A 17,426-nucleotide genomic window follows, 5' to 3' on the forward strand; every position below is an offset into this window, starting at 1 on the left:
GAGTCACCGGAGGCGCCGCGCTCATCGACGGGCCGCCCCGCTCGCTCATGGTGTGGCCCCCGCGGGCGGGACGACGGGCAGGGCCGCCGGTGGGCCGTCCTCGATGAGACGCCACAGGGCGCCGGTGTCGAGGTGCTGTTCGACCAGGTCGCCGAGGGCGTCGAGCTGGGCCTCCCGCAGCGCCGCGAAGTCGGTGTCCGGGGCGGGGGTGAAGTCGCGTCCCGCGAGCCGGGCGACCTCGGTGAGGAACGCGCGGCGGAAGCCGTCGTTCTCCAGCGCGCCGTGCCAGGTCGTGCCCCAGACCGCCCCCTCACGGCACCCGTCGAGGAACGGCTCCCCGCCCTCCACGGCTGCGACGCCGTGGTGGATCTCGTACGCGCGGACCGGCTCGCCGTAGCCCGTGCCGCTCGGCCGACCCAGGATCTTCTCCGGCCCGAACTCGACGCGGACCGGCAGCAGCCCGAGACCCGGCACCGGCCCCGCCATCGACTCGATGTCGTCGAGGATCTCGCGGGCCAGCATCTGGTAGCCGCCGCAGACGCCGAGCACCGGCCGGCCCGCCCGCGCGCGGCGTACGACCTCGGCGGCCAGTCCCCGCTCGTGCAGCCAGGCCAGGTCGGAGACGGTGGCCCGGGAGCCGGGCAGCACGACCAGGTCCGCGTCGGCCAGCTCGCCGGGCGTGGTCGCGAACCGTACGCTCACGCCGGGTTCGGCGGCCAGCGCGTCGAGGTCGGTGAAGTTGGAGATCCGGGGCAGCCGGGCGACCGCGACCCGCAGCGTCTCCGCCCCGGCCGCGGGCCGCGTCTCGGGCCGCGCGTCGAGGGCGAGAGAGTCCTCCACGTCCAGCCAGAGCCCGCCGAGCCAGGGCAGCACGCCGTACACCGGCCGCCCGGTCAGCGCGGTGATCCGCGCCAGCCCCGGGGCCAGCAGCTCCGGCGCGCCCCGGAACTTGTTGATGACGAACCCGGCGATGAGCCGCTGGTCCGCCGGCTCCAGCAGGCCCACCGTCCCGTACAGCGCGGCGAACACCCCGCCCCGGTCGATGTCACCGACGACGATCACCGGCATGCCGGGCCCGTCCGGACCGGCGGCGGCGCGCGCCAAGCCCATGTTGGCCAGGTCACCGGCGCGCAGGTTGATCTCGGCGGGGCTGCCCGCGCCCTCGCAGATGACGACGTCGTACTGGGCGCGCAGTTCGGCGAGGCTGCCGAGGACGACCTCGCGCAGCCGCTCCTTGTGCGCGCCGTACCCCATCGCGTCGACCTCGGCGACCGGGTGGCCGAGCACGACGACCTGGCTGCGCCGGTCGCTGCCGGGCTTGAGGAGAACCGGGTTCATGTGCGCGGTCGGCTCGATCCGCGCGGCGGCGGCCTGCATCGCCTGCGCCCGCCCGATCTCCGCGCCGTCGGCGGTGACCATCGAGTTGAGCGACATGTTCTGCGCCTTGAACGGCGCGACCTTCACGCCCTGGCGGGCGAGCCACCGGCAGATCCCCGCCGTGAGGATGCTCTTGCCCGCATCCGAGGTCGTACCGGCGACCAGCAGCATCCCGTTGCGCGTGTCCACGGACGCCGAAGGTAGCAGCCGCGCGCCCACCCCGATCGATCAGGAAGGGGAACATCGGTAAGGACGCGTCGCGTGGGTCGCCCCGTTCAGCGGCGCCGGCTCCGCGACCAGGCCCTGACGGCGGCGCGGACACCGATCGTGACGGCGGCCGCGGCCACCGTGACCGCGCGGGACAGGCGGACGGCCCGCCGGATGTCCCCCGGCTCCGCGGCGCGGCCGTCACCGAGCTCCGGCCGGTCCTCGACGCGGTTGCCGTACACGTTGACGCCGCCGAGCCGGACGCCGAGGGCCCCGGCGAACGCCGCCTCGCACCGCCCGGCGTTCGGGCTGGGATGCGCCGCGCCGTCACGGCGGAGGATCGCGTACGCGGTGCGTGGCGAGCCGCCGGCGACCGGCGCGCAGGCGACCGTGAGCAGCCCGGTCAGCCGGGCGGGCGCCCAGTTCGCCGCGTCGTCCAGCCGGGCGGCGACCCGCCCGAACCTGAGGTACCGGGGGCTGCGGTGCCCCACCATCGCGTCCAGCGTGTTGACCGCCCGGTACGCGAGCAGCCCCGGCACGCCGAGGACGGCGCCCCAGAAGAGGGGCGCCACGGCCGCGTCGGAGGTGTTCTCCGCGACCGACTCGACCGTGGCCCGCGCGAGCTCCTTGGCGTCGAGCGCGCTCGGGTCCCGCCCGCACAGGTGCGGCAGCCGCCGTCGCGCCGCCTCCAGGTCCCCGGCCTCGAGCGCGGCCGCCATGGCCAGCCCCTCGCGGCCGAGGGACGTCCCGCCGAGCACCGCCCACGTCGCGGCGGCGGTGAGCGCCGTCCGCGTGGCCGTACGACGGCCGGTGGCGTCCACGAGCAGACCGGCACCGGCCGCCCCGGCCACGCACACGGCCGTGAACACCGCGCCGCGCGCCACCGAGTCCCGATACAGACGTCGCTCCAGCGCGCCCGCCGCTCGCCCGAACGCCGCCACCGGATGCCCTCGCCGCGGATCCCCGGCCAGCGCGTCCAGCACCAGCCCGGCCCACAGCCCCTTCTCCGTCGTCACAGGGGAAGACGATAGAACCGCCCGATCACCGCAGCCCCCCTGGCCCACCCGCCGCGCGCAGCCTCCACCGAGACGAAGCCCCTTCGTCAGCCCGTCCCTGTCTCATCCCCACCGACCACACCGACCTCAACACAGTCGCTGCCCTGCTGGGTGCCGCTGTAGCTGCTTCTCCGGTACGGCTCGATCAGGTCGATCATCGATACAGCTCCATCTTGGTACGTATCAGGTCTTTCGACTGAGTGTCGTTGAGGGCCTTAAGACTTATCCGGTCATAGCGTTCGAGGTATTTGCGCGCTCCGAAGGAATAGACCATTTTTCCCTCTTCGGGCGACTCGGTGTAGGCGACGTCACCCGTCGCATTGGACAGTACCTTGAAGCTACCATCTAGCCCCATATAAGCCCCCGTCGACTTCGGAACTACCCGAATCCCGACATTGAGCATGTTCGCGGCCTGGAGCAGATGCTGCAGCTGTTCCCTCATGACCTCGGCACCGCCGACCGGCCACTCGAGAACCGTCTCGGCGATGATCGCCCAGAGCAGAGGAGGATCGGCGCGTGTCAGGATGGCCTGCCGCTCCATCCTCTCCTCAACGACCGCTCGGACCACTTCATCGGTGGCGCCACCGGCAATCGCCAGCGCACGCGCGTACTCCGGTGTCTGAAGCAGGCCAGGGATGACGACCGCCTCGAAGATCCGGATCGTCGACGCCGACGCCTCGATGTCGCGATGCTCCTTGCGCCACTGCCCGTCCGGCTCACGGAGGGCGTGGAAGATCAGGGCGGCGAATAAACCGCCGGTTTTTAGGGCTTCGTCCGCAAGTGCGGCCTGCTTCGGGTCGAGCTTGAGGGCGTTGGACTCGATCCGAGAAACAGTCGAACGAACACAGCCGATGCTGTCACCGAGCTGAGTGCCCGTGAGACCGGCTCGCTCCCGCTGGAAGCGCAACTGAAGAGCGATGACGTCCCATAGCGAGGACATCGGATCGAGCGGCGGTCGCGACGTCATCGGCGAGCCCTCCCGTTTCCGCGGGTTTCTGATGTTCCTTTGAAACAGCGCAATGGTAGCGCCACGGGTTCAGTCTGACCATACGGATTCACGAGGCAAGGCAGGGAGCCACCGCCATGGATCAGACGATCATCGAGATGGGCGACACCGCGATTCTAAGAATCAAAGGCCGGCCGGAAAGAGTGAGAGCCGCACGCGCGTTCGCCCGCGCGAGCCTCCGGCGCTTCGGCTGCGATCCGGACGCGGTCGACGACGGAGAACTGATCGTCTCCGAGCTGGTCACGAACGCGATCAGGGTCGCACCCGACCGGGAGATCAGAATCCTGATTTTCCCGATACGGGAATACGTCACCATTCAGGTGTACGACCCGGTGGACGCGCTCCCCCACCAGAGACACGCGGGAGTCCACGACGAATCAGGACGCGGAATCCCCATCGTCAGCCGGTGCGCCCGTCGATACGGCGCCTTCAGGGTGGCCGACGGAAAGATCGTCTGGGCGATGGTGAGGAGGCACGCATGACCGAGGAGACCCGTGGAAGAAGCCGATCCGACGGTGAGTAGGCGCCGCTGCGCGTGTCCGTCCGTGAGCGGGTAGTGGAAGGATGACGCTGATCATCACGAGACGGTTGGAGCCGAAGCATGGAACTCACCGCGGAACCCTGTTCGCCGGTCAAGGCAGAGCACGCCGAGGGACCGTTCTGGTACGGAGACCGACTCGGCTGGGTGGACATCATGGCCGGTCGGCTGTGGCTGGCCGGCTACGACGGCAAGACGCTGACCGACCCGCGTTCGCTACAGGTCGACCGGCCGATCGGCGCGGCCGTGCCCCGGGTGCTGGGCGGGTGGATCATCGCCGCCGGCACCTGCTTCATGGAGCTGGACGAGGACGGCAGGGCGACGGCGCTGACCGGCGACCTGGCCGACGCCTCCGTCATCCGGATGAACGACGGCAAGTGCGACCCGGCCGGACGGTTCTGGGCCGGCACGATGGCGTTCGACGAGACGCGGGGCGCGGGCTCGCTGTTCGTCTTCGACGGCTCGATCCGCACCGTGCTGGACGACGTGACGATCTCCAACGGGCCGGCCTGGAGCCCCGACTACCGCACGATGTACTACGCCGACACGCCCACGCGGCAGGTCGACGTCTTCGACTACGACCTGGAGACCGGGGAGGTCACGAACCGGCGGCCGTTCGTCACCGTCGAGGGCGGTCACCCCGACGGCATGACGGTCGACGACGAGGGTTTCCTGTGGCAGACCGTGTGGGGCGGTGGCGTGGTGCACCGGTACGCCCCGTCCGGGGAGCTGGTGGGGACGGTCCGCCTCCCGGTGACGAACGTCTCGAGCTGCTGCTTCGGCGGCACCGACCGGTCGACGCTGTTCATCACGACGTCGCAGCAGGGCCTCTCCCCGGAGCAGCGCGAGGCCGAGCCGGACGCCGGCCGGATCTTCCGCGTCGACCCGGGCGTCACCGGCCCGGTAGCGACCCCGTTCACGGGCGCCCGCTGAAGTATTCGAATGCTTCCACTGGTGTCCGCTACCGTGAGAACGCAGCGGACACCAGCGATCGATCCACGGACGCGGCCGACCGGGCGGACTCCGCCGCCGCGATGGTCACGCCGCCGCCGTCGTCACCCTGAGCGGCAGTCGGCGCCGAGGATCCGCGTCGCAGGAACGACGAAGACCCTCGGCGCAAGGCGCGCCGCACCCGCGCCGGAGCGGTGTCCGGGCGCTGTCAGGAGTCTTCGTCCACCGGGCCCGGCTCGCCGGTCAGGGCGACGAGCAGGTCGTTGAGGCGGGCGGCGAACTCGGCCGGTTCGTCGACGCGGGCGCCGAGGGTCAGGACGGACTGGCCGTAGAGGACGTGTGCCCAGTCCGCGAGGCGTTCGTCGGACTCGGCGTCGAGCCGCCGGATGAGCGGGTGCTCGGGATTGATCTCCAGGATGGGCTCGCTCGGCATCCCCGAGCCCTGCATCCGGCGGATGAGGTTCATCTCGATGTCCGGCTCACCCGCGACGATGCAGGCCGGTGACGTGGTGAGGCGGTTGGTGGTCCGGACGTCCCGCACGCGGTCGCCGAGGGCCTTCTTCAGGCGCTCCACCAGGGCGGCGAGTTCCGTGCCGGCCTTCTCGTTCGCCTCCTTCTCGGCGGCGTCCTCCAGCGCGCCGAGGTCGGACGCGCCCTGCGCGACGGACTGCAGGCGCTTACCGTCGAAGTCGGGCAGGCTGGTCACCACCCAGTTGTCGACGGGGTCGCTGAGCAGCAGCACCTCGATGCCCTTCTCCCGGAAGATCTCCAGGTGCGGGCTGGACTTGGCGGCGGCGAGTGTGGGGGCGATCAGGTAGTAGATCTTCTCCTGGCCCTCCTGCATGCGGGCCACGTAGTCGGCGAGCGAGGTGTCCGGCGTGTCGGTGCTCGACTTGGTCGTGGTGAAGCGCAGCAGGCGGGCGATGTCGTCCCGGTTGGAGTAGTCCTCGGCGATCCCCTCCTTGAGGACGGCGCCGAACTCGCCCCAGAAGGTGGCGTACTTGTCCGGCTCCTTCTCGGCCAGGTCCTTCAGCAGCTTCAGCACCCGCTTGACGGCGCTGGACCGGATCGAGTCGACGACGCGGCTGCTCTGCAGGATCTCCCGGGAGACGTTGAGCGGCAGGTCGCTGGAGTCGATGACCCCGCGGACGAAGCGCAGGTAGTTCGGCATGAGCTGCCCGGTGTCGTCCATGATGAAGACACGCTGGACGTGCAGCTTCACGCCGTGCCGGGACTCGGGCATCCACAGGTCGAACGGCGCGTGTGCCGGGATGAACAGCAGCAGCGTGTACTCGTAGGTCCCCTCCATCTTGGCGTGCAGATGGGCGAGGGGGTCGGCGTAGTCGTGCGCGACGTGCTTGTAGAACTCGCTGTACTCCTGCTCGCCGATCTCGCTCTTCGGGCGGGCCCACAAGGCCGACGCCCGGTTGACGACCGTCTCACCCGGCGCGTCGCCGGACTCGGTGCCCTCGGCGGACTCGGTGTTCTCGTCCGGCATGAGGATCGGCAGGCTGATGTGGTCGGAGTACTTCCGGATGATCGTGCGCAGGCGGAAGTCGTTGAGGAGCTCGTCCTCGCCCTCGCGGAGGTGGAGCACGATCTCGGTGCCGCGGGCGGGACGCTCGATCGTCTCCAGGGCGTACTCGCCGCGGCCGTCGGACTCCCAGCGGACTCCCTCCGCCGCGGGGAGGCCGGCCCGGCGGGTGGTCAGCGTGACCCGGTCGGCGATGATGAACGCCGAGTAGAAGCCGACGCCGAACTGGCCGATGAGGGTCGCGTCCTTCCGCTGGTCCCCGGTGAGTGCCTTGAGGAATTCGCGGGTGCCGGACTTGGCGATGGTTCCGATGTTGTCCATCACCTCCTGCCGGCTCATTCCGATGCCGTTGTCGGAGATGGTGATCGTGCGGGCGTCCTTGTCGAAGGAGACCCGGATCTGCAGCGGCTCGTCGGACTCATCGAGGCCGGGGTCGGTGAGCTTGGCGAACCGCAGGCGGTCGATGGCGTCCGAGGCGTTGGAGATCAGCTCCCGCAGGAAGATCTCCTTGTTGCTGTAAAGCGAGTGAATCATCAGGTCGAGAAGCTGGACGACCTCGGCCTGGAAACTGAACCGCTCCTGTTGCGTCGGTGTGCTCATCGGACGAACACTTCTCCTTGCGATCGTCGCTTTCCGGCGTCTCCGGATCGGCCAAAAGCGTACCGAGACTTCTCCCCTTCGGGCGGCCCGTGACGGGCCCGCGCCGTGCCTGCGCCACGCCGGCGGAATCCCCGGCGTGGCGCAGGCGGCGCACGGGTCCGGGCCGGCTTAAGGCGCTCCGGGCGGTACGGGGCGTGAAGCCCGCAGGAGCGGCAGGGCGAGGACCAGCGCGATGGCGATCAGGAGGCCGCTGACCCAGACGGGACCGTCGCCGGCGGCTGAGCTCAGCGCAGGGCGAAGCGCGCGATCGGGGGGCGGCCGTCGACCAGGTCGGCGGCGAGTTCGCCGATCAGCGGGGTGAACTTCGCGCCGTGCCCGGAGCAGGCGGAGCAGACCACGAACGGCCCGCGGCGGTCCAGCACGAAGTCCTCGTCGGGCGTCGAGGTGTAGAGGCAGGTCAGCTCCGCGCGCGGCTCCGGGTCGACGCCCGGCAGCCAGGTCCGCGCGTACGCGATGGCGCTCTCGCGGGCGGCCGGGTCGACGACGAAGTCCCGGTCGTCCGCGGTCGTCGCCGTGCCGCCCACGTGCGCGCCAAACTTCAGGTACGGGCCCTCCGGCAGCGCGTACACGTCGAGGGTCGTCTCGCCGTGCACGATGGTCGGCCACGGGCCGGGGTCCGTCCGGTCGAAGAAGAAGACCTGCTGCTGGGTGACGCTCAGCGGCGGGAGCGGGACCAGGCCGTCGAGCAGCGGACCGGTCCAGCCGCCCGCCGCGACCACGACCGTACGGGCGTGCCACGTCTCCTCGTCGGTGTGCAGGAGGACGCCGGTGGGGTCCGGTTCCAGGGCCCGGATCGGCGTGTCGTACGCGAGGTGCGCACCGGCCTCGGCGGCGAGCCGGGCCAGGGCGGCCATCGTCGCCTCCGGGTCGAGGACCCCGCCCTCCGGGTCGAAGACGACCGGGCCGGTGAAGCGGACGCCGGGCCAGCGGTGGGCGGCCTCGGCGGGATCGAGCAGTTCGGCGGCGACGCCGTGGTCGCGCAGGAGGGCGGCCATCCGTTCCGGCTCCCGCCCGGGTCCGTGGTCGACGCCGCCGGTCCGGGTCAGGAGCGGCTCCCCCGCCGACGCGTTCAGCTCCTCCCAGAGCCGCCCGGCCCGGCCGGTCAGGTCGACGTACAGCGGGTCCAGGTAGGCGCGGCGGAAGATCCGGGCGCGGCCGTGTGAGCTGCCGCGCCGGTGGCCCGGGCCGTACGCCTCAAAGGCGGCGACGCTCCGGCCCCGCCGGCTGAGCGCCCAGGCGGTGGCCGATCCCGCCAGCCCGAGCCCCACGATCGCTACGTCGATGTCGTTCATGCCCCGAATAATGCCTGGTAAAAGGGGTAGGTTACGATAACTGCAGAATACAGGTATCCCGTGGGAGGACTCCGGTGATCCAGCCCCGCCCCGTCGCGACCCCCGTCGCGGACACCGGCCGAACGGCCCCCCGATGACCACGCCGACCTCCGCCGCGTACGGCTGTCCCCTCCTCGACGACGCGACCCTCGGCGCGCTGCTCGCCGGAGCGGCCGCGCGGCGCACCGCGCCCGTACGGCTCATCGGCCCGGGCCTGCACGACCTCGCCGCCCGGCTCACCGCCGACGGCGTGCCGGTCGAGGCGTCCGTGCCGCACCGGCGCGACGCCCGCGCCCTGCGGCGCGCCGTCCAACGGGCGGGCGGGAACGTCCCGCCGGTCGGCGTCGGCGAGATCGACATCGACCTTCCGTTCCCCGCCACGAGCGTCTCCGCGCTCGTCTGCCGCCTCGACCCGAAGACCTTCGCCTTCCCCCGCCACACCGTCCGCGAACTGGGACGGGCCCTGGAGCCCGGCGGCGTCGCCGTCGTCCTCCCCGGCGCCCGGTCGTCCTGGCCCGCCGGCCTGGTCGACGCGTGGGCCGCGGCGGCCGGGCTCGCGCCGCCCGACGAGCGTGCGGCGGGCGGCGCGCAGCCCTTCGGCGGCGCGATCTACCTGGCGCGCGACTGACCGCCGGGGTGCGGCCTCCGGGCGCCCCCACCCCGGCGGTGAGCGATCGAGCGTCGCCTCGTCCGGCGACCGATCTTCGTCCGCGAAGGACCTCAGACGGGCGCGAAGCCCATCGACTCGTACAGGGCCCGTGCCCGCGCGTTGTCCTCGGTCACGGCGAGGGAGAGCCGGTCGTATCCGAGTTCGCCGAGCGCGCCCATCGCCGCGCGGATGAGCCGGCGGGCCAGGCCGCGGCCGGTATGCGACGAGGCGGTGAACACGAACGCCAGCAGCGGCGTGCCCCGCCACACCGTCACCAGGGCGGCCGCGACGGGGCGGCCGTCCTCTTCGGCGACGAAGGACGCCTCCGGGACGAACGGGCCGTGCTCCCCGTCGAAGGTCAGCCGGATCTCCTCGGTGGCCGACGCGATGCCGTCGCCGGCGTCCCGCTCGTCCGGGGTGCCGCGGTAGGCGTCCCACATGAGGGCGCCGAGGAGGGGCAGGTCCGCCCGGGTCGCCGGGCGGAGGGAGTCGTCGGCCGGCGCCGGCGGCCCGGGCAGCATCGCGTCGAGCCGGTACCGCCGGGGCTCGGCCGGAGTCTGCGTCACACCGGTGAGACTAAACCGAGGGGCGGACCGGCATCCGCAGGATGGTGCGCATCTTCTCCGGGTCGGTCTCGCGGACGTCGGACAGGTACACCTCGTGGTGCAGGCCGTTCCCCGTCAGCCCCTCCTGCTCGAGGTAGGCGTCCATCCGGGCGAGGGTGCGCGGCTCGTCGGCGTACGCTCCCCGGTGCAGCACCTGGACGCAGCGTCCCTCGGTGTAGGTGACCAGCTGGACCCGTGGCGCGGCCGGGTGCGGCGCGGCCTGGCGAGCCTCGTCGTACCAGGCGTCCTCCACGGTGTCCGGCAGCCGGAGGAACAGGTGCCAGTGCCACTCCTCCCGTGGCACGTCGAACGGCGACCGCTCGTCCTCGACCCACCAGCGGCCCTCGAGCGGCGGCAGATCGAACGCCCGGCCGTTCCGGGCCGCCACGCCGCACAGGCTCCCCGCGACCGCGTAGAGCGCTCCGGCGCAGGTGTTGTACGCGGCGCCGCCCGGCTCGCCCTGCCCGGAGACGGACAGACCGCGGGCGGGGCCGAACTCGACGAGCTCCGGCTCATCGGCGGCGATGTAGGGATTCACTCGGACTCCTCGATCTCGATCATCAGGTGGGTGACGAGCCGCTCCGGCGGCGTGTTCGCCGGGTCGGAGACGTAGACCTCGCGCAGCGGCCCGGCGGGCGTGTGCCCCCGGTCGCCCGCCCAGGCCAGCAGCGCGTGCGCGGTGAGGCTGATCTGGTCGTACGGCCCGACGTGGGTCGCGGACGCGAACAGCCCGCCGCGCAGCAGGTCCGGCGCGGTGCCCGGCACGGCCGCGTCGGTCTCGGCGGCGACCGTGACCGGGACCTGCCGGCCCAGGTCGAGGGGGAACAGCCCGATCGGCGCCACGACGAGCCCGGCCGCGGCGAGCGCGCTCATCAGGCGTGCCACGCACGCCGACGTGACCACGCCGATCCCGTCCGGCGGCGCGACGTCGCGGACGGCGACGACACGGCGGGCCGGTTCGCGGACCAGGCTCACCTCCGGGCGGGGCAGCCCGTCGGCGAGGATGCGCTCCAGCGCCGCGAGGTTGCGCCGCCGGCGCGCCAGGTCGGCCTCCATCGCGTCCCGTACGCCGCCCAGCGCTCCGGTCCCGTCGGCGAGCACCCGGGCGATCGCCGGGAGCGGCACGTCGAGGGAGCGCAGCAGGCCGATGACGAGGGCGTCCCGGGACTGGCCGGGCCGGTAGTACCGGTATCCGGTGTCCGGATCGACGTGGGCCGGGACCAGCAGGCCCAGGTCGTCGTAGTTCCGCAGCTGCTTGACGCTCAGCCGGCAGAGCCGGGCGAACCGCCCGATCGGCAGGTATCCCTCGTTCACGGGAATCAGCATGGCGTCTCCCCTAGAAGGAGAGTCCAGCGATTCGGGCCGTCAGCCCGTAATGTCGCCTTCGTGGTCGAGCAGATGTGGCGGGCGGTCGGGGTCTACCGGCTCATCAGCCTGGTCTACGCCGCGGTCATCATCGTGCGCGACCACGAGCGGTACGCCCACCCGAACGGCGGCCTGGCGGTGCTCGCCGTGATGGCGGCGTGGTCCGCGCTCGCCACCGCAGCGTACGCCCGCGTGCCCGCGCGGCGACCCTGGATCGCCGGGGTGGACGTCGCGGTCGCGATGGCCCTGGTCCTCGCCACCCGGCTCGTCGACACGGCCGCCCGCATCGACCACGGCGCCGGGACGCTGCCCCTGTGCTGGGCGGCGGCACCGGTGCTCGCCTGCGCCGTCGCCGGCGGCCCGTGGGCGGGCCTCACCGGCGCGGCCGTCGTCTCCGTCGCCGACCTGCTGGAACGCCAGGCACTGCCGCGCAACACGTTCAACGGCATCGTGCTGCTGGTGATCGCGGGCACCGTCGGCGGTCACGTCGTACGCCTGGTGCTGCGCGCGGAGGCGGCCCTCGACCGCGCGGCCCGCCGGGAGGCGGCGACGGCCGAGCGGCAGCGCATCGCGCGCGACATCCACGACTCGGTGCTGCAGGTGCTCGCGCTGGTCAGCGCGCGGGGCCGGGAGCTCGAAGGCGAGGCAGCCGAGCTCGGCCGGCTCGCCGGTGAGCAGGAGACGGCGCTGCGCACGCTGATCGCCCTCCCGCCGACGCCGGCCCCGGACGGCCGGCTCGACGTGCGGACGCTGCTGGAACCCCTGGCCGGGGACCGGGTCACCGTCTCCTGCCCCGCGCAGGAGGTGCTGCTCCCGGAGGCGGCGGCCCGTGCCGTCGCCGCCGCGACCGGCGAGGCGCTGGACAACGTCCGCCGCCACGCGGGCCCGGACGCGCGGGCCTGGGTGCTGCTCGACGACGAGGGCGAGGCCGTCGCGGTGAGCGTCCGGGACGACGGCGCCGGGTTCCCCGCGGGCCGCCTGGAAGAGGCGGCCGCGGCCGGGCGTCTCGGCGTCGCGCAGTCGATCGTCGGCCGGATCGCCGAGCTCGGCGGGGAGGCGGACGTGACGTCGGCGCCCGGCCGGGGCACCGAGGTCGAGCTACGAGTCCCGAGGAACGAGGTCGAACACCATGGACGCTGACGCGCGCTCCGGGGAGACGAGACCCGAGACCGTGGACGCCGACGCGCGCTCCGGGGAGACGAGACCCGAGACGGTGAACGCCGACGCAAGCTCAGGAGATACGGAACCCGAGACCGTGGACGCCGGCGGCCCGCCTCGTCTGCTGGTGGTGGACGACCATCCGATCTGGCGCGACGGCGTCGCGGAGCGGCTGTCCGCCGCGGGTCTCCCGGTCGTTGGCACGGCCGGCGACGGGGCGCAGGCGCTGCGGGTCGCGCGGGCCACGCGGCCCCAGGTCGTCCTGCTCGACCTGCACCTGCCCGACCTCGGAGGCGCGGAGGTGACGCGGCGGCTGCTGGCGGCGGACCCGTCCGTCCACGTGCTGGTCCTGTCGGCGAGCGGGGAGCGGCAGGACGTCCTGGACGCCGTGACGGCGGGCGCCACCGGCTACCTGACCAAGTCGGCGTCCCTGGAGGAGGTGATCGCGGCGGTGCGCTCCGCCGCGGCCGGGGAGGCGGTGTTCACGCCCGGGCTGGCCGGCCTGGTCCTCGGGGAGTACCGCCGGCTGGGCGGGGCACCGGAGCGGGAGACGCCCCGGCTGACGAACCGGGAGACCGAGGTGCTCCGGCTCGTCGCCAAGGGCCTGACCTACCGCGAGATCGCCGAGCGCCTCGTCCTGTCGCACCGTACGGTGCAGAACCACGTGCAGAACACCCTGACCAAGCTGCAGCTGCACAACAAGGCGCAGCTCGTGCGCTACGCGCTGGAGCAGGGCCTGGGCTGACCGCCGCCCGACGGCCTTGCGGAAACTCTCCGCGCCTACTGGTCGGCGGAGCCGAGCGGGCCGGTGGAGCTGCGGACGACCAGCTCGGGCCGGAAGACCAGCTCGGTGTGCGGCGCGCCGACGCCCTGGATCTCGTCGAGGAGGCTGCGCACGGCGACCAGGGCCATCTCACGGACGGGCTGGCGGACCGTGGTGAGCGGCGGATCGACGTAGGCCATCAGCGGCGAGTCGTCGAAGCCGATGACGGACACGTCCTCCGGCACCCGCAGGCCGCGCTGCCGGGCCGCGCGGATCGCCCCGATGGCCATCAGGTCGCTGCCGCAGCAGATGGCGGTGCAGCCCCGGTCGAGCAGCCGCTTCGCGGCGGCCTCGCCGCCCTCGACGGTGAAGATGGTGTTGACGATCCACTCGTCGGTCTCGGCCACTCCGAGGTGCTCGGCCATCCCCCGCCGGTAGCCCTCGGTCTTGCGGATGACCGGCACGAACCGCTCCTGGCCGACGGCCAGGCCGATGCGGCGGTGCCCCAGGTGCGCGAGGTGGGCCACGGCCAGCTCCATCGCCCCGACCTCGTCGCTGGAGACGAACGTGGCGTCGACCCCTTCGGCGTAGCCGTTGATCAGCACGATCGGCAGCCCGCGGTCGGTGAGGCGCTTGTAGCGGCCGTGGTCGGCCTGTGAGTCGGCGTGCAGCCCGGAGACGAAGACGATCCCGGAGACCCCGCGTTCGAGGAGGAGGTCGGTGTAGTCGTCCTCGTTGATGCCGCCGGGCGCCAGCGCGCCGAGCACCGCGGTGTAGCCGTGTACGGCGAGGGTGTTCTCGATGACCTGGGCGAACGCCGGGAAGATGGGGTTGTCCAGCTCGGCGACGATGAGTCCGATGAGCCCGTTGCGCGGCGGGCGCAGGCGGGCGGGCCGGTCGTACCCGAGGACGTCGAGCGCGTCGATGACCGCCTGCCGCGTCGCCGGCGCCACGCCCTGCCTGCCGTTGAGCACCCGGCTCACGGTGGCCTCGCTCACTCCGGCTTGGGCGGCGATGTCCGCCAGGCGCATGGTCACAGGCACGAATGTACCGCCGGACGTGACGGGCGGGATCGGCCCGCATCCTGCAACTTTTCGCAACTTTGCAGAAAAGTCTTGATGAGGATCCGGCGAGGGTTTACGGTCACGGCAACACAGCGGAAACACTGCGGCCGCAGATCCTCGGGGGACCCCGCCCACTCCCCTCACCCAGGAGGCCCCGCATGCTGAAACGCCTGCTGCCGGCGCTCGCCCTCGCGCTGGCGGCCACGATCGCGCCGGTGGCCGGCGCCGGCCCCGCCACGGCGTCGCCCACCGGTGACCACGACGTCATCGCCAATCTCTTCGAGTGGAACTGGAACTCCGTCGCCTCCGAGTGCACGAACGTGCTCGGCCCCAAGGGCTACGGCGCCGTCCAGGTCGCTCCGCCGGAGGACTCCCTCACCCGCGGCGGCCATCCGTGGTGGGAGGTCTACCAACCGGCCGACTACGACGTGAACAGCCGCATGGGCACCCGCGCGCAGTTCGCCGCCATGGTCTCGGCCTGCCACGCCGCCGGCGTGAAGGTCTACGCGGACGCGGTCATCAACCACATGACCGGCCAGGGCAGCGCGAGCTACGGCGGCAGGACCTTCTCCAAGTACGACTACCCCGGCATCTACTCCTCGGCCGACTTCCACACCTACCCGGCGGACTGCCCGGAGTCCGACGACCAGATCCACAACTGGAACGACTACACCGAGGTCACCAAGTGTGAGCTGAGCAGCCTGTCGGACCTGCGCACCGAGTCCGACTACGTGCGCGGGAAGATCGCCGGCTACCTCAACGACCTGCTCTCCCTCGGCGTGGACGGCTTCCGCGTGGACGCCGCGAAGCACATCGGCGCGACCGACCTGGCCGCCATCGAAGGAAAACTGACTAAATCCGCGTACGTCTACCAGGAGGTCATGCCCGGCAGCGGCGGCAGCCTCGCGCCGAGCGCCTTCGAGGGCACCGGCGACCTGCTGGAGTTCGTCTACGGCCAGAAGCTCAAGGAGCAGTTCAACGGCGCCATCGCCAATCTGCAGAGCTTCGGGCAGTCCTGGGGCATGGAGCCGAGTAACAAGTCCGTCGTCTTCGTCGCCAACCACGACACCGAGCGGAACGGCAGCACGCTCTCGTACAAGGACGGCACCAAGTACCGGCTGGCCACGATCTTCTCGCTGGCCTGGAACTTCGGCACCCCGCAGGTCTACTCCGGCTTCGACTTCAGCGGCAGCGACGACTCCCCGCCCGCGAACGGGAACGGGTACGTGGCGAACACGAACTGCGCGAGCGGCTGGCAGGGCTGTCTCGACCGCGTCCTCGGTGGCATGGTCGGCTGGCACAACGCGGTCAAGGGCACATCCGTCGCCAACTGGTGGTCCGACGGCTCGAACCAGATCGCCTTCGGCCGGGGCGCGAAGGGCTACGTCGCCATCAACAACTCCGGGAGCACGCTGAGCCGGACGTTCGCCACCGGGCTGCCCGCCGGGACGTACTGCGACGTCATCGGCGGCGGAGTGTCCGCCGGGAAGTGCACCGGCACGGCCGTCACCGTGGACGGCTCCGGCAACGCGACGTTCTCCGTCGCCCCGGGCACCGCGGTCGCGATCGACGTCGCGGCCACCGGAACCGGTGGCGGGGGCGGCACCGGCGTCGTGCAGGTGACGTTCAACGAGTACGCGACGACGTACTACGGGCAGAACGTCTTCGTGATCGGCTCGATCCCCGCGCTGGGCGGCTGGGCGCCGGGCAGCGCGGTCGCGCTGTCGTCCGCCGGCTACCCGACCTGGTCCGCCACCGTGTCCCTGCCGGCGAACACCACGTTCCAGTACAAGTACGTCAAGAAGAATCCGGACGGCTCGGTCACCTGGGAGTCCGACCCGAACCGGTCGTACACGACCGGTTCCGGCGGCACCGCCACCGTCAGCGACAGCTGGCGCTGACCCGCGAAAACGCCCGGGACCGGCGAGGTCCCGGGCGTCTCGCACGCCCGGCAACCCGATCGGAACGTTCGACGCGATCGACGGCGGTCCGGAACGTGGGAACGCTCCCAGATTCCGGTTTCGTTCTTGTAACACCCCATTGCACCTTCTTGGCGACAGGCTTAACATTCCGGCAATCGAAGCGCTTCGACAGGAGCGGGACCTTGGTAAAGATCTCTGACGTGGCCCGCCACGCCGGCGTCTCCCCCAGCACGGTGTCCTATGTGCTGAGCGGGAAGCGGTCGATCTCCGACCAGACGCGCCGCCGGGTCATGGACAGTATCCGGGCCCTGGGCTACCGCCCGCACGCGGGGGCCCGGGCGCTGGCCAGCAACCGTTCCAACGTCATCGCGCTCGTCGTCCCGCTCCGCTCGGGCATCCACGTGCCGATCGTGATGCAGATGGTCATCGCGGCCGTGACCAGCGCCCGCTCGTACGACCACGACGTCCTGCTGCTGACCCAGGACGAGGGCGTCGGCGGGCTCGAGCGGGTGGCGGGCTCCTCCCTCGTCGACGCGATCCTCGTGATGGACGTCGAGATGCACGACGTACGGCTGCCGGTGCTGCGCTCGCTGGACCGGCCGTCGGTGCTGATCGGCTTCCCCGCGGACCCGACCGGGCTGACCTGCGTCGACTGGGACTTCGAGGCGGCCGGCGCGGCCTGCGCCGAGTACCTGGCCGACCTCGGGCACAGCGAGATCGCGCTGATCGGCGCGCCGCCCGCGGTGTACGAACGCGGCACCGGCTTCGCCGAGCGCACGAAGGCCGGCTTCCAGCGGGCCGCCGCCGAACGCGGCGTGCACGCGGTCGTCCGGCCCTGCGACCCGGACCACGCCCGGGAGGCCGCCGACGAACTGCTGCGCGACCACCCGAACGTGACCGGTATCGCGGTGCACAACGAGCCGGCGGTCGAGCACCTGCTCTCGGCGTTCCGCGCGACCGGGCGCCGCATTCCCGACGACCTGTCCTTCATCGCCATCGCTCCCGACGACCTCGCGGAGCGGCTCGACCTCACCTCGATCTCCATTCCCGCCGAGGAACTCGGCCGCCAGGCGGTCGCCCTGCTCATGGAGAAGCTGGACGGCCACCAGCCGCCCGGCTCCACCCTGCTCCCCTCCCGACTCGTCCTCCGGTCCAGCACACCGGCGGCCTGACGACCCCATCGACTCTTCTTTTCGGCATTCGTCGAAGCGCTTCGACAATTTTCACCCCACTGGAGGAAC

Annotated in this window: 17 protein-coding genes; 7 read left to right on the forward strand and 10 right to left on the reverse strand. The window is 72.0% G+C overall.

What is annotated here, in order from left to right; all coding sequences use genetic code 11:
* Positions 1-45: 45 nt before the first annotated feature.
* The 4 genes from NE235_RS34070 to NE235_RS34085 form a co-directional block, all read right to left on the reverse strand.
* Complete coding sequence (locus NE235_RS34070) at positions 46-1,548, reverse strand: cobyric acid synthase (protein WP_252810503.1); 1,503 nt, start codon at positions 1,546-1,548, stop codon at positions 46-48.
* Between the two features lie 104 nt (positions 1,549-1,652).
* On the reverse strand, positions 1,653-2,600 hold the full coding sequence (locus tag NE235_RS34075) for a cobalamin biosynthesis protein (protein WP_252810469.1): 948 nt from the start codon (positions 2,598-2,600) through the stop codon (positions 1,653-1,655).
* An 86-nt stretch (positions 2,601-2,686) separates the two neighbouring features.
* Complete coding sequence (locus tag NE235_RS34080) at positions 2,687-2,797, reverse strand: DUF397 domain-containing protein (protein WP_252810472.1); 111 nt, start codon at positions 2,795-2,797, stop codon at positions 2,687-2,689.
* Complete coding sequence (locus tag NE235_RS34085) at positions 2,794-3,606, reverse strand: helix-turn-helix domain-containing protein (protein WP_252810473.1); 813 nt, start codon at positions 3,604-3,606, stop codon at positions 2,794-2,796. Before NE235_RS34085 ends, NE235_RS34080 begins: the two co-directional genes overlap by 4 nt.
* 116 nt (positions 3,607-3,722) lie before the next feature.
* On the opposite strand from NE235_RS34085, the gene NE235_RS34090 reads away from it, so the two are divergent.
* The gene (locus tag NE235_RS34090) at positions 3,723-4,127 is read left to right on the forward strand and encodes an ATP-binding protein (RefSeq protein WP_252810475.1); all 405 of its coding nucleotides are present in this window, start codon (positions 3,723-3,725) and stop codon (positions 4,125-4,127) included.
* Between the two features lie 119 nt (positions 4,128-4,246).
* Entirely contained in the window at positions 4,247-5,116 is an 870-nt protein-coding gene (locus tag NE235_RS34095; protein WP_252810477.1) for an SMP-30/gluconolactonase/LRE family protein, read from the forward strand.
* A gap of 226 nt (positions 5,117-5,342) precedes the next feature.
* Here NE235_RS34095 and htpG read toward each other — a convergent pair whose 3' ends face one another.
* Positions 5,343-7,268, reverse strand: coding sequence for a molecular chaperone HtpG (gene htpG, locus NE235_RS34100; protein ID WP_252810479.1), 1,926 nt, complete (start codon positions 7,266-7,268; stop codon positions 5,343-5,345).
* Positions 7,269-7,552: 284 nt separating this feature from the next.
* Positions 7,553-8,620 (reverse strand): FAD-dependent oxidoreductase, encoded by a 1,068-nt coding sequence (locus NE235_RS34105; protein ID WP_252810481.1) that lies wholly within the window; start codon positions 8,618-8,620, stop codon positions 7,553-7,555.
* 133 nt (positions 8,621-8,753) lie between these two features.
* Here NE235_RS34105 and NE235_RS34110 point away from each other — a divergent pair, with 133 nt between their 5' ends.
* Positions 8,754-9,287 carry a hypothetical protein gene (locus NE235_RS34110; RefSeq protein WP_252810483.1) on the forward strand — a complete coding sequence of 178 codons (534 nt, stop codon included), beginning with the start codon at positions 8,754-8,756 and terminating at the stop codon, positions 9,285-9,287.
* Between the two features lie 92 nt (positions 9,288-9,379).
* Here the strand turns inward: NE235_RS34110 and NE235_RS34115 are convergent, their stop codons facing one another.
* From NE235_RS34115 to NE235_RS34125, 3 genes are read right to left on the reverse strand one after another with little or no spacing between them, the layout of a single operon-like run.
* Positions 9,380-9,874 (reverse strand): GNAT family N-acetyltransferase, encoded by a 495-nt coding sequence (locus NE235_RS34115; protein WP_252810484.1) that lies wholly within the window; start codon positions 9,872-9,874, stop codon positions 9,380-9,382.
* 10 nt (positions 9,875-9,884) lie between these two features.
* Positions 9,885-10,451, reverse strand: coding sequence for a GyrI-like domain-containing protein (locus NE235_RS34120; protein ID WP_252810485.1), 567 nt, complete (start codon positions 10,449-10,451; stop codon positions 9,885-9,887).
* On the reverse strand, positions 10,448-11,239 hold the full coding sequence (locus NE235_RS34125) for a MerR family transcriptional regulator (RefSeq protein ID WP_252810486.1): 792 nt from the start codon (positions 11,237-11,239) through the stop codon (positions 10,448-10,450). The genes NE235_RS34120 and NE235_RS34125 overlap by 4 nt, the downstream gene beginning before the upstream one ends.
* A gap of 60 nt (positions 11,240-11,299) precedes the next feature.
* Between NE235_RS34125 and macS the strand changes: the two genes are divergently transcribed.
* Both macS and NE235_RS34135 read left to right on the forward strand, forming a co-directional pair.
* Positions 11,300-12,418 (forward strand): MacS family sensor histidine kinase, encoded by a 1,119-nt coding sequence (gene macS / locus NE235_RS34130; RefSeq protein ID WP_252810487.1) that lies wholly within the window; start codon positions 11,300-11,302, stop codon positions 12,416-12,418.
* Between the two features lie 142 nt (positions 12,419-12,560).
* Positions 12,561-13,181: a response regulator gene (locus tag NE235_RS34135; protein ID WP_252810505.1), complete on the forward strand. Its 621-nt coding sequence runs from the start codon at positions 12,561-12,563 to the stop codon at positions 13,179-13,181.
* A gap of 35 nt (positions 13,182-13,216) precedes the next feature.
* On the opposite strand, the gene NE235_RS34140 is transcribed toward NE235_RS34135, so the two are convergent.
* A complete protein-coding gene (locus NE235_RS34140) occupies positions 13,217-14,230 on the reverse strand; it encodes a LacI family DNA-binding transcriptional regulator (RefSeq protein ID WP_252810506.1) in 1,014 nt (337 codons plus the stop codon).
* A 191-nt stretch (positions 14,231-14,421) separates the two neighbouring features.
* Here NE235_RS34140 and NE235_RS34145 point away from each other — a divergent pair, with 191 nt between their 5' ends.
* Together NE235_RS34145 and NE235_RS34150 are read left to right on the forward strand one after the other, a co-directional pair.
* Positions 14,422-16,164: a carbohydrate-binding module family 20 domain-containing protein gene (locus NE235_RS34145; protein WP_252810488.1), complete on the forward strand. Its 1,743-nt coding sequence runs from the start codon at positions 14,422-14,424 to the stop codon at positions 16,162-16,164.
* A gap of 203 nt (positions 16,165-16,367) precedes the next feature.
* Complete coding sequence (locus NE235_RS34150; RefSeq protein ID WP_252810489.1) at positions 16,368-17,357, forward strand: LacI family DNA-binding transcriptional regulator; 990 nt, start codon at positions 16,368-16,370, stop codon at positions 17,355-17,357.
* Positions 17,358-17,426: the final 69 nt, after the last annotated feature.

The organism is Actinoallomurus spadix, assembly GCF_024055725.1.
GTDB classification, from domain to species: Bacteria; Actinomycetota; Actinomycetes; order Streptosporangiales; family Streptosporangiaceae; genus Actinoallomurus; species Actinoallomurus spadix.

Coding starts and splice junctions, on each gene's coding strand:
- NE235_RS34085 (WP_252810473.1), bottom strand. CDS start 3,606: ATGACGTCGCGACCGCCGCTCGATCCGATGTCCTCGCTATGGGACGTC.
- NE235_RS34140 (WP_252810506.1), bottom strand. CDS start 14,230: ATGCGCCTGGCGGACATCGCCGCCCAAGCCGGAGTGAGCGAGGCCACC.
- NE235_RS34095 (WP_252810477.1), top strand. CDS start 4,247: ATGGAACTCACCGCGGAACCCTGTTCGCCGGTCAAGGCAGAGCACGCC.
- NE235_RS34090 (WP_252810475.1), top strand. CDS start 3,723: ATGGATCAGACGATCATCGAGATGGGCGACACCGCGATTCTAAGAATC.
- htpG (WP_252810479.1), bottom strand. CDS start 7,268: ATGAGCACACCGACGCAACAGGAGCGGTTCAGTTTCCAGGCCGAGGTC.
- NE235_RS34080 (WP_252810472.1), bottom strand. CDS start 2,797: ATGATCGACCTGATCGAGCCGTACCGGAGAAGCAGCTACAGCGGCACC.
- NE235_RS34070 (WP_252810503.1), bottom strand. CDS start 1,548: ATGCTGCTGGTCGCCGGTACGACCTCGGATGCGGGCAAGAGCATCCTC.
- NE235_RS34125 (WP_252810486.1), bottom strand. CDS start 11,239: ATGCTGATTCCCGTGAACGAGGGATACCTGCCGATCGGGCGGTTCGCC.
- NE235_RS34110 (WP_252810483.1), top strand. CDS start 8,754: ATGACCACGCCGACCTCCGCCGCGTACGGCTGTCCCCTCCTCGACGAC.
- NE235_RS34145 (WP_252810488.1), top strand. CDS start 14,422: ATGCTGAAACGCCTGCTGCCGGCGCTCGCCCTCGCGCTGGCGGCCACG.
- NE235_RS34105 (WP_252810481.1), bottom strand. CDS start 8,620: ATGAACGACATCGACGTAGCGATCGTGGGGCTCGGGCTGGCGGGATCG.